Consider the following 15,288-nt stretch of genomic DNA (forward strand, 5'->3'; position numbering starts at 1 on the left):
ATGTTCGATAACCTTACTTAACCTCAAGCACCCAGTGAACGTAGCTCTGCCACTGGCACTCCTGTTCAATCAGCTCTGCACCCAGCGGATGATTATCCAGCCATTTTTCCGGCAGCGTCAGGATCAGTTTTTCATCTTCGACGTCAAGCGTAGTGGCGGGAAGCACATCATCACGACGGCGGCTGGCAAACAGGATCGCCAGACGCAGCAAGCGGCAAAGATGTTCTGCCACGCGCGGCGGAACGGCGTTTTGCTGGTGGAGCGAGGAGAGATCGACGGCGTTTGTCTGGTTCAGTAGCAGCGTCGCCAGAAGTTTTTTCTGCGCGGGGGTAAAGCCCGGCAAATCCAGGTTACGCACCAGCCAGGCAGCATGCAGCGGTGCCTGCTTGTACTCAACGCTCAGCCCAATCTCATGCAGCGCGCAGGCGCTGAGCAGCAGTTCGCGGCTTAACGGTTCAATATCCCAGCTCTGATTTACCCGATCGGCAAAAAGCGAGGCCAGCTGCGCCACGCGACCGGCCTGCTCGGCATCAACGATAAAGCGGCGCTGCACGTTGCGAAGTGTACGGCTGCGAATATCCTGATCGACGGAGAGGTGCAGCATCCCGTAAACCAGCCCTTCACGCAGTGCGCCGCCGGCCAGCGTCATACACTGGATGTTCAGCTCGGTGAAAATGGCGATCAGAATAGCCAGCCCGCTCGGGAAGACCAGCGCGCGTTCGAGCGTCAGACCTTCAATTTCGAGCTCTTCGAGGCGACCGCACTGGATAGCTCGCTGTTTGAGCTGCTGAAGTTTGGCAAGCGTGATCCGCTCGTCCATCCCCTGAGCCATCATGATTTCCTGCAACGCCTGCACGGTACCCGAGGCACCCACGCAGACTTTCCAGCCGTGATAGCGCAGCTCTTCCATTACCGGGCGCAGCACTTCACGGGCGGCGTTTTCAGCCTCGTCGAAGTTCTCTTTTGCGAGATTGCGATCGGTAAAGTAGCGTTCAAGCCAGGTGACACAGCCCATCGACAGGCTGAAAAGCGAGGTGGCCTGCGCGCCCGTGCCGGTGACCAGTTCGGTGCTGGCACCGCCGATATCCACCACCAGACGGCGATCGTCGCCGCCGGTCGTATGGGCCACACCCTGATAAATCAGGCGAGCTTCTTCCTCACCGCTAATAACCTGTACCGGACAGCCGAGGATCTCCTGCGCTTTGGCAATAAAATCCACGGCGTTCACCGCCAGGCGAAGCGTTGCCGTCGCGACAACGCGGATTTGCGCGTGCGGGATATCCTGCAGACGTTCAGCAAAGAGACGCAGACACTGCCAGCCACGTTCCATGGCTTCAGCAGAGAGATGGTTATCGCTGCTCAGGCCCGCCGCGAGACGGACCTTGCGCTTGATGCGGGTGAGCGTTTGTATGCTTCCCGCTACCTCGCGCACAACCAGCATATGAAAACTATTCGAACCGAGATCAATAGCTGCATAGAGCGAGGTAGAACTCATACACTTCATCCTTCACGCTGCCTCATCGTTGGCTGCGCCAGCTCACACCTGTCACTTACTGAAGTAAGCTCCAGGAGATTCGCAGACTTGCCGCCTTGATGCATCATGAATGATTTTGTGTATGGCATAATTTCCTAACCTGAACGACGACGATTACGCGGTGCGCCAGAACGACGCGGACCGTTGCCTGGACGGGCGCGGGTCAGGCGCTTCGGCGGCGGCAATTCGCTTAACAGCGCATCCGGATTGTACTTGCTCTGCGGGATAGAGTGACCGATATAGGTCTCAATCGCCGGGAGATTCAGCGCATACTCTTCGCACGCCAGGCTAATGGAGTGACCGCTTGCGCCAGCACGACCGGTACGACCGATACGGTGAACGTAATCTTCACAATCGTCCGGCAGGTCATAGTTAAAGACGTGCGTCACGGCTGGAATGTGCAGGCCGCGTGCGGCAACGTCGGTAGCGACCAGAATATCGAGATCGCCACGGGTAAATTCTTCGAGAATACGCAGGCGTTTTTTCTGCGCAACGTCGCCGGTCAACAGGCCAACGCGGTGACCGTCTGCAGCCAGGTGGCCCCAGATATCTTCACAGCGGTGCTTAGTATTGGCGAAGATAATGGCGCGATCTGGCCACTCTTCTTCAATCAGCGTTTGCAGCAGACGCATTTTCTCTTCATTAGAAGGATAGAAAAGCTCTTCTTTAATACGGTGGCCCGTTTTCTGTTCCGGTTCCACTTCGACATATTCGGCGTTGTTCATTTGCTCGAACGCCAGCTCGCGTACGCGATAAGAAAGGGTCGCAGAGAACAGCATGTTCAGGCGCTGGTTTGCCGCAGGCATGCGACGGAACAACCAACGGATATCTTTAATGAAGCCCAGATCGTACATACGGTCCGCTTCATCCAGCACCACAACCTGAATTGCGCCGAGGTTGATGTGGTTCTGTTTGGCGTAGTCGATAAGACGACCGGTAGTACCAATGAGGATATCTACGCCGCTTTCCAGCACTTTCAGCTGTTTATCGTAGCCGTCGCCGCCGTAGGCAAGGCCAAGCTTCAGGCCGGTAGCCTGTGCCAGCGGTTCCGCATCTGCGTGGATCTGTACCGCCAGTTCTCGCGTCGGAGCCATAATGAGCGCGCGCGGCTGGTTAACTTTGCGGTCTGCAATTGCGGGATGAGAAAGTAAATAATGAAACGTTGACGTTAAGAACGCCATCGTTTTGCCAGTACCGGTTTGCGCCTGCCCCGCAACATCGCGACCGGCCAGCGTCAGCGGCAGGGCGAGAGCCTGAATAGGCGTGCAGTTATGAAACCCTTTAGTTTCAAGGGCTTCGATCACCTTTGGGTGCAGGGCGAAGTCGGAAAACTTCTGTTCTGTTAAATGTGTTTTGCTCATAGTGTGGTAGAATATCAGCTTACTATTGCTTTACGAAAGCGTATCCGGTGAAATAAAGTCAACCTTTAGTTGGTTATTGCGACATCAACACGTCGTTGATGCGGGCGAAACCAACGTACCAGGCTTATTCCTGTGGAGTTATATATGAGCGATAAAATTATTCACCTGACTGACGACAGTTTTGACACGGACGTACTTAAGGCTGACGGGCTGATCCTCGTCGATTTCTGGGCTGAATGGTGTGGTCCTTGCAAAATGATCGCCCCGATTCTGGATGAGATCGCTGACGAGTATCAGGGCAAACTGACCGTTGCCAAGCTGAACATCGACCAGAACCCGGGTACCGCGCCGAAATACGGCATCCGCGGCATTCCAACCCTGCTGCTGTTCAAAAACGGTGAAGTGGCGGCGACCAAAGTGGGCGCACTGTCCAAAGGTCAGCTGAAAGAGTTCCTGGACGCCAACCTGGCGTAAGGTTTCTCGGCTGCGCGTCCAGAGCGCCTAATATTGTGTGGATCTCTGGACGCCCGGCTTTAGTCGTGCTAAGTTAGCTATGACTTCGTTTTAAACATATCTGTTGTTTGAATCTTGTTTTACCCGATACTTCCCGTTGTTGACACAAACAGTGCGTGAAGTTGCTAAATTCCGGGCTTGTCACTCAATCCGTCTTGTCGTTTCAGTTCTGCGTTCTTTCCCTGTGACCAGACAGCGTACAGACATGAGTTGATGGCCGCTAAACAGGCATGGATGACCCTGCCATACCATTCACATTATTAAGTTCGAGAATCACCCCGAGTTTAAGAACCCACACCATTATGAATCTTACCGAATTAAAGAACACGCCGGTTTCTGAGCTGATCACTCTCGGCGAAAATATGGGGCTGGAAAACCAGGCTCGTATGCGCAAGCAGGACATCATTTTCGCCATCCTGAAGCAGCACGCTAAGAGTGGCGAAGATATCTTTGGCGACGGTGTGCTGGAGATATTGCAAGACGGATTTGGTTTCCTCCGCTCTGCAGACAGCTCCTACCTCGCCGGCCCTGACGACATCTACGTATCCCCTAGCCAAATCCGCCGTTTCAACCTCCGCACTGGTGACACCATTTCAGGTAAGATTCGTCCTCCAAAAGAGGGTGAACGTTACTTTGCGCTGTTGAAAGTGAATGAAGTTAACTACGACAAGCCTGAAAACTCGCGTAACAAGATCCTCTTCGAGAACTTAACGCCGCTGCACGCGAACTCTCGCCTGCGCATGGAACGTGGTAACGGTTCAACCGAAGACTTAACGGCGCGTGTACTGGATCTGGCCTCACCAATTGGCCGTGGCCAGCGTGGCCTGATTGTCGCGCCGCCAAAAGCGGGTAAAACCATGCTGCTGCAGAACATTGCGCAGAGCATTGCTTACAATCACCCGGACTGTGTGCTGATGGTGCTGCTGATTGACGAACGTCCGGAAGAAGTGACAGAGATGCAGCGTCTGGTGAAAGGCGAAGTTGTGGCTTCTACCTTTGACGAACCAGCATCTCGCCACGTTCAGGTTGCAGAAATGGTTATCGAGAAGGCGAAACGCCTGGTTGAGCACAAGAAAGACGTGATCATCCTGCTCGACTCCATCACCCGTCTGGCGCGTGCGTACAACACCGTCGTACCGGCTTCCGGTAAAGTGCTGACCGGTGGTGTGGATGCGAACGCCCTGCACCGTCCGAAGCGTTTCTTCGGTGCGGCACGTAACGTGGAAGAGGGCGGCAGCCTGACCATCATCGCAACCGCGCTGATCGACACCGGTTCTAAGATGGATGAAGTGATTTACGAAGAATTTAAAGGTACAGGCAACATGGAACTGCACCTTTCTCGTAAAATCGCGGAAAAACGCGTCTTCCCGGCTATCGACTACAACCGTTCCGGTACCCGTAAAGAAGAGCTGCTCACCACTCAGGAAGAGCTGCAGAAAATGTGGATCCTGCGCAAAATCATTCACCCAATGGGCGAAATCGACGCAATGGAATTCCTCATTAATAAGCTGGCGATGACCAAAACTAACGACGATTTCTTCGATATGATGAAACGCTCGTAACGTAAATATTCCCAGCAAACGCCACGTTTTTACGTGGCGTTTTTCTTTTATGGACTATACGCTATTACGACTGACTCCCAATTTTGACCTGTCGGTGCGACAATAAGATAATTCGCACAGTAAAAACATTAATAGACTGAATAATAAACAAATGGAGTTGCAAGAGATGTGCTTTATGCCTTCTGGCCCGGCGCCATCATGGTTATACTCCCTTGACTGACATTTGTTGAGAAAATCCATTGTGAACCTACTCGATACGTTTACTGAACTAACCAGTATTTTTTTGTTCACCACCTGCTTTTTGTTTCTTGCGCGCAAGGTGGCAAAATATCTGGGGTTAGTGGATAAACCCAACTTCCGCAAACGCCATCAAGGGATGATCCCGTTGGTGGGTGGTATCTCCGTTTTTGCAGGTATCTGCTTCGCTTTCGCTGTTACCGATTACTACATTCCTCATGCCAGACTTTATCTCATCTGCGCGACGGTTCTGGTTGTCGTGGGGGCGCTCGACGATCGTTATGATATCAGCGTAAAAATTCGGGCCTTCGTTCAGGCTGCCGTGGGTATCGCTATGATGGTTGTGGCTAAACTTCATTTAGGCAGTCTGGGCTACATTTTTGGATCCTGGGAGTTGGTGCTCGGTCCGTTCGGTTACTTCCTCACGCTCTTTGCCGTGTGGGTTGCCATCAATGCCTTCAATATGGTCGATGGGATCGATGGTCTTCTGGGAGGGCTATCCTGCGTCTCGTTTGCAGCTATAGGGATGATTTTATGGTTCGATGGTCAATACAGCCTTGCGATGTGGTGCTTTGCCATGATTGCAGCCATTCTGCCTTATATCCTTTTAAATCTCGGCGCATTGGGCCGTCGCTATAAAGTCTTTATGGGTGATGCGGGCAGCACGTTCATCGGTTTTACAATCATATGGGTTTTGCTGGAAACTACGCAGGGTAAAACTCACCCGATTAGCCCCGTCACCGCACTATGGATTATCGCCATTCCGCTAATGGATATGGTGGCGATTATGTATCGCCGCCTGCGCAAAGGAATGAGTCCCTTCTCTGCCGACAGGCAACATATTCATCATCTGATCATGCGCGCGGGATTTACTTCTCGTCAGGCTTTCATGCTTATTACTCTGGCGGCTGCTATCCTTGCGAGCATTGGCGTTGCAGCGGAATACGCCCACTTTATTCCTGAATGGGTAATGTTGGTATTGTTCTTGCTAGCGTTTTCTTTGTATGGCTACTGCATTAAACGTGCATGGAGGGTTGCGCGTTTCATTAAGCGTATTAAACGCAGGATGCGTCGAAATAGTGGCAATAATCCAACTTTAACTAAATAAACTGGGATTGTGATGACTCAACCGTTGGCAGGAGCAAAATCAGAGATGAACGAGAATGAGCTGGATATTCGTGGCTTGTTTCGCGTTTTATGGGCGGGCAAACTGTGGATTGTTGGAACAGCATTAGGTTTTGCGCTAATTGCGCTTGCGTACACTTTCTTCGCAAAACAGGAGTGGAGCGCCACGGCGATAACAGATAGACCAACAGTTAACATGCTAGGTGGGTTCTATTCCCAGCAGCAGTTCCTGCGCAATCTGGATATCAAAGCGAACCTGGCCACGCCGGATCAGACGTCCGTTATGGATGAAGCCTACAAAGAGTTTGTCATGCAGCTGGCCTCCTGGGATACGCGTCGTGATTTCTGGTCCCAGACTGATTACTACAAGCAACGCATGGTGGGCAACAGCAAGGCCGATGCCGCGCTGCTGGATGATATGATCAACAACATCCAGTTTATGCCGGGCGATATCCTGCGTAACGTTAACGACAGCGTGAAGCTGATTGCGGAAACCGCGCCGGACGCCAATAACCTGCTTCGTCAGTACGTCGCTTTCGCCAGCCAGCGTGCGGCGAGCCATCTTAACGATGAGCTGAAAGGCGCATGGGCGGCGCGCACCATCCAGATGAAGGCGCAGGTTAAACGTCAGGAAGAGGTGTCAAAAGCCATTTTCACCCGCCGCGTCCATAACCTGGAGCAGGCGCTGAAAATTGCCGAACAGCGCAATATTTCCCGCAGCGAGACCGATGTCCCGGCTGACGAGCTGCCTGATTCCGAAATGTTCCTGCTGGGGCGTCCAATGCTCCAGGCGCGTCTTGAAAATCTCCAGGCCGTTGGCCCTGATTTTGACCTCGACTACGACCAGAACCGCGCCATGCTCAATACCCTGAACGTGGGCCCGACGCTGGATCCGCGTTTTCAGACCTATCGTTACTTAAGAACGCCTGAAGAACCTGTAAAACGCGATAGTCCGCGTCGCGCATTCCTGATGATCATGTGGGGGATTGTGGGCGCATTGACTGGCGCTGGCGTGGCGTTAACGCGTCGTCGCACTAATTATAAGAACGCCTAATCGAAGAGAATCGATGTGAAAGTACTTACCGTATTTGGCACCAGACCGGAGGCCATCAAGATGGCGCCTCTGGTCCATGCGCTGGCCAGGGATCCTGATATAGAAGTGAAAGTGTGCGTGACTGCCCAGCACCGTGAGATGCTCGATCAGGTTTTATCTCTCTTTTCTATTATCCCGGATTACGACCTCAATATTATGAAACCGGGGCAAGGACTGACGGAGATCACCTGCCGGATTCTGGAGGGATTGAAACCGATTCTGGAGTTATATAAGCCTGACGTCGTCCTCGTGCATGGTGACACCACGACAACCGTGGCGACCAGCCTGGCGGCATTCTACCAACGCATTCCGGTCGGGCATGTTGAAGCGGGCCTGCGGACGGGCAATCTCTATTCACCGTGGCCGGAAGAGGCCAACCGCACGCTAACGGGCCACCTGGCGATGTATCACTTCGCGCCAACCGAAAACTCGCGCCAGAATCTGCTGCGTGAAAACATTACTGATAACAAAATCTTCGTGACCGGGAATACGGTCATTGATGCGCTGATTTGGGTGCGCGATCGGGTGCTGGAGAACAAAGACCTCCAGAGCGAGCTCGCCGCGCGCTATCCGTTTTTACATAACGGTAAAAAGACCATTCTGGTGACGGGCCACCGTCGCGAAAGCTTTGGTCAGGGTTTTGAGCAAATCTGCCATGCGCTGGCCGAAATTGCCGCGCAGAATGAAGATGTGCAGATTGTCTATCCGGTGCACCTCAACCCTAACGTCAGCGAGCCGGTAAACCGCATTCTGGGTCATGTCGAGAATGTCTTACTGATTGAGCCACAGGACTACATGCCGTTTGTCTGGCTGATGAACCACGCCTGGCTGATCCTGACCGATTCCGGCGGCATTCAGGAAGAAGCGCCTTCGCTTGGCAAACCGGTGCTGGTGATGCGAGAAACCACGGAGCGTCCGGAGGCGGTGAAAGCGGGGACGGTACGTCTGGTCGGCACAGATCCGCAGCGTATCGTCGAAGAGGTCACACGCCTGTTACACGATGAAGAAGCGTACCAGGCGATGAGCAAAGCCCATAACCCGTACGGCGATGGGCAGGCCTGTGGTCGTATTTTGCATGCACTTAAACACAATCGGGTATCACTATGAGTTTTACTACCATCTCTGTCGTGGGTCTTGGTTATATTGGGCTGCCCACGGCGGCGGCCTTTGCCTCTCGTCAAAAGCAGGTTGTCGGCGTGGATATCAATGCGCGCGCGGTGGAAACCATCAACCGTGGCGAAATTCATATCGTGGAGCCGGATCTTGACCGCGTGGTGAAAGAGGCCGTCGATGGCGGCTTCCTGCGTGCCAGCACTACCCCCGTTGCGGCAGATGCGTATCTGATTGCGGTTCCGACGCCTTTCAAAGGCGACCATGAGCCTGATATGGCGTACGTCGAGGCCGCGGCCAAATCGATTGCGCCGGTGCTGAAAAAAGGCGCGCTGGTGATTCTGGAATCCACCTCGCCGGTAGGCGCAACCGAACAAATGGCGCAGTGGCTGGCGGACGCCCGCCCCGATCTGAGCTTCCCGCAGCAGGCCGGTGAACAGGCCGATATCAATATCGCCTACTGCCCGGAGCGCGTGTTGCCGGGCCAGGTCATGGTTGAACTGATTAAAAACGACCGCGTGATTGGTGGCATGACGCCCGCCTGTTCCGCACGCGCCAGCGAGCTGTATAAGATTTTCCTTGAAGGCGAATGCGTGGTGACCAACTCCCGCACCGCCGAGATGTGCAAGCTAACGGAAAACAGCTTCCGCGACGTCAACATCGCCTTTGCCAACGAACTGTCGCTGATTTGTGCCGATCAGGGCATTAACGTGTGGGAGTTGATTAGCCTGGCGAACCGTCACCCGCGCGTGAATATCCTCCAGCCGGGTCCGGGCGTGGGCGGCCACTGTATCGCGGTAGACCCATGGTTTATCGTCGCGCAAAATCCGGACCAGGCGCGCCTGATCCGTACCGCGCGCGAAGTGAACGACAGTAAACCGCACTGGGTACTGAACCAGGTTAAAGCCACTGTGGCAGACTGTCTGGCAGAGAGCGGTAAACGCGCCAGCGAACTGAAAATCGCCTGCTTCGGCCTGGCCTTCAAGCCAAACATCGACGATCTGCGCGAAAGCCCGGCAATGGAAATTGCCGAAATGATTGCCGGATGGCACAGCGGTGAAACGCTGGTGGTGGAACCAAACATCCATGAGCTGCCGGCAAAACTGGCGGGACACTGCACGCTGACCGCCTTAGACGCCGCGCTGGCAACGGCGGATGTGCTGGTGCTGCTGGTCGATCACAAAGATTTTAAAGCGATCGCCGGTGATGCCGTGCGCCAGCAGTATGTGGTTGATACCAAAGGTGTCTGGCGTTGAGTGAACTCTACGGCGCGCTTGAGTCTCTTCAGTGGGAAAGCGCCTTTTTTGCGCTTCCCACGGCGATTGTCCGTCTGAGTGAAAATGCCCCTGCGCTCACCGAGGTGGATTTCGCTGCCTGGGAACGGGTACAGGCTAAAATCCCGGCGGACCGCGCCGACCTGCTGGACGCGCTTCAGCAGCGCGGTTTCCGTCTGGTCGAAGGCGAGGTTGATCTCTCCCTGTCGATCGCCCGCCACGCTTCGCCAGGCGCAGAAGTGGCGACAGAGCGGGATATCCCGGCGCTGCGCCAGCTGGCTGAGCAGGCGTTTGCCCGGAGCCGCTTTCGCGCGCCCTGGTATGCGCCCCAGGACAGCGGACGCTTTTACGCCCAGTGGATCGAAAATGCCGTCCGAGGCACATTCGACCACGTTTGTCTGGTTTTTCGCGCGGCGGGCGGCCAGATTCAGGGCTTTGTCTCGCTGCGTAAGTTGAATGAGCATGACGCGCGTATCGGGCTGCTTGCCGGGCGCGGCATGGGAGAAAAACTGATGCAGGCCGCGCTGTACTGGGCGCAGCAACAGGAATGCTCGACGCTGCGGGTGGCGACCCAGATGGGCAACACCGCCGCGCTGAAACGTTATATTGCGAGTGGGGCCAACGTTGACGCCACCGCTTACTGGCTATACAGGTGACATGATGATCCCATTTAACGCCCCCCCCGTCGTCGGTACGGAACTCGACTACATGCAGTCTGCTATGGGCAGCGGCAAGCTCTGCGGTGACGGAGGCTTTACCCGTCGCTGCCAGCAGTGGATGGAACAGCGTTTCCACAGCGCCAAGGTGCTGCTGACGCCGTCCTGTACCGCCTCCCTGGAAATGGCGGCTCTGCTGCTGGATATCCAGCCCGGTGATGAAGTGATCATGCCGAGCTACACCTTCGTCTCCACGGCGAACGCGTTTGTCCTGCGCGGTGCCAAAATTGTGTTTGTCGATGTCCGCCCCGACACCATGAACATCGACGAATCGCTGATCGAAGCGGCGATCACCGACAAAACGCGGGTGATTGTCCCGGTTCACTACGCGGGCGTGGCCTGTGAAATGGACACGATCATGGCGATTGCCAAAAAGCATAATCTGTTCGTGGTGGAAGATGCCGCTCAGGGCGTGATGTCCACCTACAAAGGGCGTGCGTTGGGCACTATCGGCCATATCGGCTGCTTTAGCTTCCACGAAACCAAAAACTACACCGCCGGTGGCGAAGGGGGAGCGACGCTGATTAACGATCGCGCCCTGGTTGAACGCGCAGAAGTGATCCGCGAAAAAGGCACCAACCGCAGCCAGTTCTTCCGCGGGCAGGTAGACAAATACACCTGGCGCGATATCGGCTCCAGCTACCTGATGGCTGACCTTCAGGCTGCCTATCTTTGGGCGCAGCTCGAGGCGGCAGAGCGCATTAACCTGCAACGCCTCTCCCTGTGGCAAACCTATTACGACGCGCTGGCACCGCTGGCTAAAGCGGGGCGCATTGAGCTGCCGACCATTCCGGCGGATTGTGTCCACAACGCCCATATGTTCTACATCAAGCTGCGCGATAACGACGATCGCAGCGGCCTGATTGCCTGGCTGAAAGAGGCTGAAATTCTGGCAGTGTTCCACTACATTCCGCTGCACTCCAGCCCTGCCGGTGAAGCGTTTGGCGTGTTTGCCGGTGAAGACCGTTACACCACCAAAGAAAGTGAGCGTTTGCTTCGCTTGCCGCTCTTTTACAATCTTGAGCCAGTTAACCAACGTACGGTCATCAACACCCTTCAGAGTTATTTCGGCTGATATGTCTCTGGCAAAAGCATCGATGTGGACCGCTGCGTCCACACTCGTCAAAATTGGTGCCGGGTTACTGGTCGTCAAGCTGCTGGCCGTCTCCTTTGGCCCTTCCGGGGTTGGTCTGGCGGGCAACTTCCGCCAGCTGGTGACGGTGCTGGGCGTGCTGGCGGGGGCCGGGATATTCAACGGTGTGACCAAATACGTCGCACAGTACCATGATGACGCCGAAAAATTGCGCACCGTCGTGGGCACCTCGTCCGCCATGGTGCTGGGCTTTTCAACGCTGCTGGCTGCGGTATTTTTGCTGGCCGCAGCGCCCATCAGTCAGGGCCTGTTTGGACATACCCACTTCCAGGGGTTGATTCGCCTGGTTGCGCTGGTGCAGATGGGTATCGCCTGGGCAAACCTGCTGCTGGCGCTAATGAAGGGCTTCCGTGATGCCGCCGGAAACGCGCTGGCGCTGATCCTCGGCAGCATCATCGGCGTGATTGCCTACTACTTCTGCTATCGCCTGGGTGGCTATGAAGGGGCGCTGCTGGGACTGGCGCTTGTGCCTGCGCTGGTGGTTATCCCGGCCGCATTTATGCTGATACGCAGAGGCGATATTCCTCTTCGTTACCTCAAGCCGCAGTGGGACAAGGTACTGGCTGGTCAGCTTGGGAAATTTACCCTGATGGCGCTTATTACCTCCGTCACGCTGCCCGTGGCCTACGTGATGATGCGAAACCTCCTCGCAGCGCACTACAGCTGGGATGAAGTGGGTATCTGGCAGGGCGTAAGCAGTATTTCCGACGCATACCTCCAATTTATAACGGCTTCCTTTAGCGTCTATTTGCTGCCAACCTTATCGCGCCTGACCGAAAAGAGAGACATTACCCGCGAGATTGTCCGCTCCCTGCGTTTTGTGTTACCCGCCGTCGCGGCCGCCAGTTTCACCGTCTGGCTCTTGCGTGATGTCGCCATCTGGCTGCTCTTCTCCGCGAAGTTTGCCGCCATGCGCGACCTGTTCGCGTGGCAGCTGATCGGTGATGTACTGAAAGTGGGTGCTTACGTTTTCGGTTATCTGGTGATTGCGAAAGCCTCGTTGCGGCTGTATATCCTGGCAGAGATTAGCCAGTTTGCGCTCCTGACGGCATTCTCTCACTGGCTGATCCCAACCCAGGGTGCGCTGGGCGCCGCTCAGGCCTATATGGCAACCTATATCGTTTATTTCGCTGCCTGTTGCGGCGTATTTTTACTTTGGCGTAGACGCGCATGACTGCACTGATTCACATACTGGGGTCAGATATCCCACACCATAACCAGACCGTTCTGCGGTTCTTTAATGATGAACTGGCACCCGGCACGCCCGATGCACGCGAGTTTATGGTTGCAGGCCAGGATAGCGGCCTGAGCGCGGCGTGTCCGGCACTCAACATGACCTTCTGGCCGGACAAAGCGGCGCTGGCGAAGGCGGTGGTTGCCAAAGCCAAAGCGGATCGCGAGCAGCGCTTCTTCTTTCACGGACAGTTTAATACTGGTCTGTGGCTGGCGCTGCTGAGCGGCGGGATCAAGCCCTCTCAGTGCAGCTGGCATATCTGGGGTGCAGATCTCTACGAAGTGTCCCGTGGGTTGAAATTCCGCCTTTTCTATCCGCTGCGCCGCATGGCGCAAGGGCGCGTAGGCTGCGTATTCGCTACCCGCGGCGATCTCAATTACTTTGCCAAACAGCACCCTGGCGTGCGCGGTGAACTGCTCTATTTTCCGACGCGGATGAACCCGGCGCTCAACACGATGGCTAACGATACGGTGCGCGACGGCAAGCTGACCATCCTGGTGGGTAACTCCGGCGATCGCAGTAACGAACACGTGGCGGCGCTCAGGGCGGTACATCAGCAGTTTGGTGATACGGTCAACGTCGTGGTGCCGATGGGCTACCCGGCCAATAACGATGCTTATATTGACGAAGTGAGCCAGCAGGGTCTCGCGCTCTTTAGCGCTGAAAACCTGACTATTCTGCGCGATAAGCTGGCGTTTGATGACTATCTTGCGCTGTTGAGAAAGTGCGATTTAGGCTATTTCATCTTTGCCCGTCAGCAGGGGATTGGTACGCTGTGTCTGCTGATTCAGGCTGGCATCCCGTGTGTGCTCAACCGCGAGAATCCGTTCTGGCAGGACATGGCGGAACAAGATATCCCGGTTCTGTTCACCACAGACACTCTTAATGAAAAGGTGGTGCGGGAAGCCCAGCGTCAGCTGGCGCTGGTGGATAAAAATGCCATCGACTTCTTCAGCCCGAACTACCTCACGCCGTGGCATCGCGCGCTGCGTATCGCGTCAGGAGATAACGCATGAGCCAGTTGCAATTTAGCGGCTTGTTGGTGGTCTGGCTGCTGAGCACGCTGTTTATCGCCACGCTGACCTGGTTTGAGTTCCGTCGCGTACGCTTTAACTTCAACGTCTTTTTCTCGCTGCTGTTTCTGCTGACCTTCTATTTCGGTTTCCCGCTGACCAGCATTCTGGTCTTCCGTTTTGATGTGGGCGTCGCGCCCCCGGAAATCCTGCTTCAGGCGCTGTTATCAGCAACCTGTTTCTACGCGGTGTATTACGTCACCTATAAAACGCGCCTGCGCCCGGTCAAAGCGACTGCACCCCGTCGGGCGTTATTCACCATGAACCGGGTAGAGACGCACCTGACGTGGGTGATGCTGATGACCATTGCGCTGGTAAGCGTGGGCATCTTCTTCATGCACAACGGTTTTCTGCTGTTCAAGCTGCAATCCTACAGCCAGATATTTTCGGCAGAAGTGTCAGGCGTTGCGCTTAAGCGCTTCTTCTACTTCTTCATCCCGGCGATGCTGGTGGTCTTTTTTCTCCGTCAGGACAGCAAAGCCTGGCTGTTCTTCCTCGTGAGCACCGTGGCGTTCGGCATTTTGACCTACATGATCGTCGGCGGAACGCGCGCCAATATCATTATTGCCTTCGCCATCTTCCTGTTTATCGGCATCATTCGCGGCTGGATCTCCTTATGGATGCTGGCAGCGGCAGGGGTGTTCGGTATTGTCGGGATGTTCTGGCTGGCGCTTAAACGCTACGGCCTGAACGTGGCCGGTGACGAGGCGTTCTACACCTTCCTGTACCTGACGCGCGACACGTTCTCGCCATGGGAAAACCTGGCGCTGCTGCTGCAGAACTACGACAAAATCGATTTCCAGGGCTTAGCGCCCATTGTCCGCGACTTCTACGTCTTTATTCCGACCTGGCTGTGGCCGGATCGGCCTGGCGTAGTGCTTAACACGGCGAACTACTTTACCTGGGAAGTGCTGAATAACCATTCCGGGCTGGCTATCTCACCCACGCTGATTGGTTCGCTGGTGGTGATGGGAGGAACCTGGTTCATTCTGCCAGGGGCGGTTGCGGTAGGGCTGATAATCAAATGGTTTGACTGGCTCTATGTGCGCGGCCTGGAGGAGACGAACCGCTACAAAGCGGCGATTTTGCACAGTTTCTGTTTTGGTGCCATTTTCAATATGATCGTTCTGGCGCGTGAGGGGCTGGATTCGTTTGTCTCACGCGTCGTCTTTTTTATGGTCGTTTTCGGTATCTGTCTGCTGCTGGCCAAACTGCTGTACTGGTTGTTTGACAGTGCAGGGCTGGTACACAGACGCGAGCCACGGGGCAGCACAACGCTGTCGGAAGTCTGAGTAGGGATTGT

13 protein-coding genes are annotated in these 15,288 nt (G+C 55.1%); 11 read left to right on the plus strand and 2 right to left on the minus strand.

The window, feature by feature from the left end:
* Positions 1-13: 13 nt before the first annotated feature.
* Both gppA and rhlB read right to left on the minus strand, forming a co-directional pair.
* Positions 14-1,495: a guanosine-5'-triphosphate,3'-diphosphate diphosphatase gene (gene gppA / locus I6L58_RS13490; protein ID WP_072208937.1), complete on the minus strand. Its 1,482-nt coding sequence runs from the start codon at positions 1,493-1,495 to the stop codon at positions 14-16.
* 134 nt (positions 1,496-1,629) lie between these two features.
* Positions 1,630-2,895, minus strand: coding sequence for an ATP-dependent RNA helicase RhlB (gene rhlB / locus I6L58_RS13495; protein WP_006179216.1), 1,266 nt, complete (start codon positions 2,893-2,895; stop codon positions 1,630-1,632).
* Between the two features lie 144 nt (positions 2,896-3,039).
* Here rhlB and trxA point away from each other — a divergent pair, with 144 nt between their 5' ends.
* The 11 genes from trxA to wzyE all read left to right on the plus strand — a co-directional run bounded on the left by trxA (position 3,040) and on the right by wzyE (position 15,277).
* Entirely contained in the window at positions 3,040-3,369 is a 330-nt protein-coding gene (gene trxA, locus I6L58_RS13500) for a thioredoxin TrxA (protein WP_006179218.1), read from the plus strand.
* A 341-nt stretch (positions 3,370-3,710) separates the two neighbouring features.
* A complete protein-coding gene (rho, locus tag I6L58_RS13505; protein WP_001054528.1) occupies positions 3,711-4,970 on the plus strand; it encodes a transcription termination factor Rho in 1,260 nt (419 codons plus the stop codon).
* A gap of 241 nt (positions 4,971-5,211) precedes the next feature.
* Positions 5,212-6,315: a UDP-N-acetylglucosamine--undecaprenyl-phosphate N-acetylglucosaminephosphotransferase gene (wecA, locus tag I6L58_RS13510; RefSeq protein WP_088209472.1), complete on the plus strand. Its 1,104-nt coding sequence runs from the start codon at positions 5,212-5,214 to the stop codon at positions 6,313-6,315.
* Positions 6,316-6,327: 12 nt separating this feature from the next.
* Positions 6,328-7,386, plus strand: coding sequence for an ECA polysaccharide chain length modulation protein (wzzE, locus tag I6L58_RS13515; protein WP_088209473.1), 1,059 nt, complete (start codon positions 6,328-6,330; stop codon positions 7,384-7,386).
* A gap of 15 nt (positions 7,387-7,401) precedes the next feature.
* Positions 7,402-8,532: a non-hydrolyzing UDP-N-acetylglucosamine 2-epimerase gene (wecB, locus tag I6L58_RS13520; RefSeq protein ID WP_088209474.1), complete on the plus strand. Its 1,131-nt coding sequence runs from the start codon at positions 7,402-7,404 to the stop codon at positions 8,530-8,532.
* Positions 8,529-9,791: a UDP-N-acetyl-D-mannosamine dehydrogenase gene (gene wecC, locus I6L58_RS13525; protein ID WP_006179222.1), complete on the plus strand. Its 1,263-nt coding sequence runs from the start codon at positions 8,529-8,531 to the stop codon at positions 9,789-9,791. The genes wecB and wecC overlap by 4 nt, the downstream gene beginning before the upstream one ends.
* Positions 9,788-10,465, plus strand: coding sequence for a dTDP-4-amino-4,6-dideoxy-D-galactose acyltransferase (gene rffC / locus I6L58_RS13530; RefSeq protein WP_088209475.1), 678 nt, complete (start codon positions 9,788-9,790; stop codon positions 10,463-10,465). Before wecC ends, rffC begins: the two co-directional genes overlap by 4 nt.
* A gap of 4 nt (positions 10,466-10,469) precedes the next feature.
* Entirely contained in the window at positions 10,470-11,600 is a 1,131-nt protein-coding gene (rffA, locus tag I6L58_RS13535) for a dTDP-4-amino-4,6-dideoxygalactose transaminase (protein WP_088209500.1), read from the plus strand.
* A 1-nt stretch (position 11,601) separates the two neighbouring features.
* The gene (gene wzxE / locus I6L58_RS13540; protein ID WP_006179225.1) at positions 11,602-12,852 is read left to right on the plus strand and encodes a lipid III flippase WzxE; all 1,251 of its coding nucleotides are present in this window, start codon (positions 11,602-11,604) and stop codon (positions 12,850-12,852) included.
* On the plus strand, positions 12,849-13,928 hold the full coding sequence (locus I6L58_RS13545) for a TDP-N-acetylfucosamine:lipid II N-acetylfucosaminyltransferase (RefSeq protein ID WP_006179226.1): 1,080 nt from the start codon (positions 12,849-12,851) through the stop codon (positions 13,926-13,928). The genes wzxE and I6L58_RS13545 overlap by 4 nt, the downstream gene beginning before the upstream one ends.
* Entirely contained in the window at positions 13,925-15,277 is a 1,353-nt protein-coding gene (wzyE, locus tag I6L58_RS13550) for an ECA oligosaccharide polymerase (protein WP_088209476.1), read from the plus strand. The genes I6L58_RS13545 and wzyE overlap by 4 nt, the downstream gene beginning before the upstream one ends.
* Positions 15,278-15,288 lie beyond the last annotated feature (11 nt).

This window comes from Enterobacter cancerogenus (assembly GCF_019047785.1).
In the GTDB taxonomy this organism is placed as follows: Bacteria; Pseudomonadota; Gammaproteobacteria; order Enterobacterales; family Enterobacteriaceae; genus Enterobacter; species Enterobacter cancerogenus.

What these genes read in the sequence shown, in the direction of transcription:
- rhlB (WP_006179216.1), bottom strand. Translation starts at nt 2,895, where the DNA reads ATGAGCAAAACACATTTAACAGAACAGAAGTTTTCCGACTTCGCCCTG.
- wecC (WP_006179222.1), top strand. Translation starts at nt 8,529, where the DNA reads ATGAGTTTTACTACCATCTCTGTCGTGGGTCTTGGTTATATTGGGCTG.
- wzzE (WP_088209473.1), top strand. Translation starts at nt 6,328, where the DNA reads ATGACTCAACCGTTGGCAGGAGCAAAATCAGAGATGAACGAGAATGAG.
- wzxE (WP_006179225.1), top strand. Translation starts at nt 11,602, where the DNA reads ATGTCTCTGGCAAAAGCATCGATGTGGACCGCTGCGTCCACACTCGTC.
- rffA (WP_088209500.1), top strand. Translation starts at nt 10,470, where the DNA reads ATGATCCCATTTAACGCCCCCCCCGTCGTCGGTACGGAACTCGACTAC.
- trxA (WP_006179218.1), top strand. Translation starts at nt 3,040, where the DNA reads ATGAGCGATAAAATTATTCACCTGACTGACGACAGTTTTGACACGGAC.
- rho (WP_001054528.1), top strand. Translation starts at nt 3,711, where the DNA reads ATGAATCTTACCGAATTAAAGAACACGCCGGTTTCTGAGCTGATCACT.
- I6L58_RS13545 (WP_006179226.1), top strand. Translation starts at nt 12,849, where the DNA reads ATGACTGCACTGATTCACATACTGGGGTCAGATATCCCACACCATAAC.
- wzyE (WP_088209476.1), top strand. Translation starts at nt 13,925, where the DNA reads ATGAGCCAGTTGCAATTTAGCGGCTTGTTGGTGGTCTGGCTGCTGAGC.
- gppA (WP_072208937.1), bottom strand. Translation starts at nt 1,495, where the DNA reads ATGAGTTCTACCTCGCTCTATGCAGCTATTGATCTCGGTTCGAATAGT.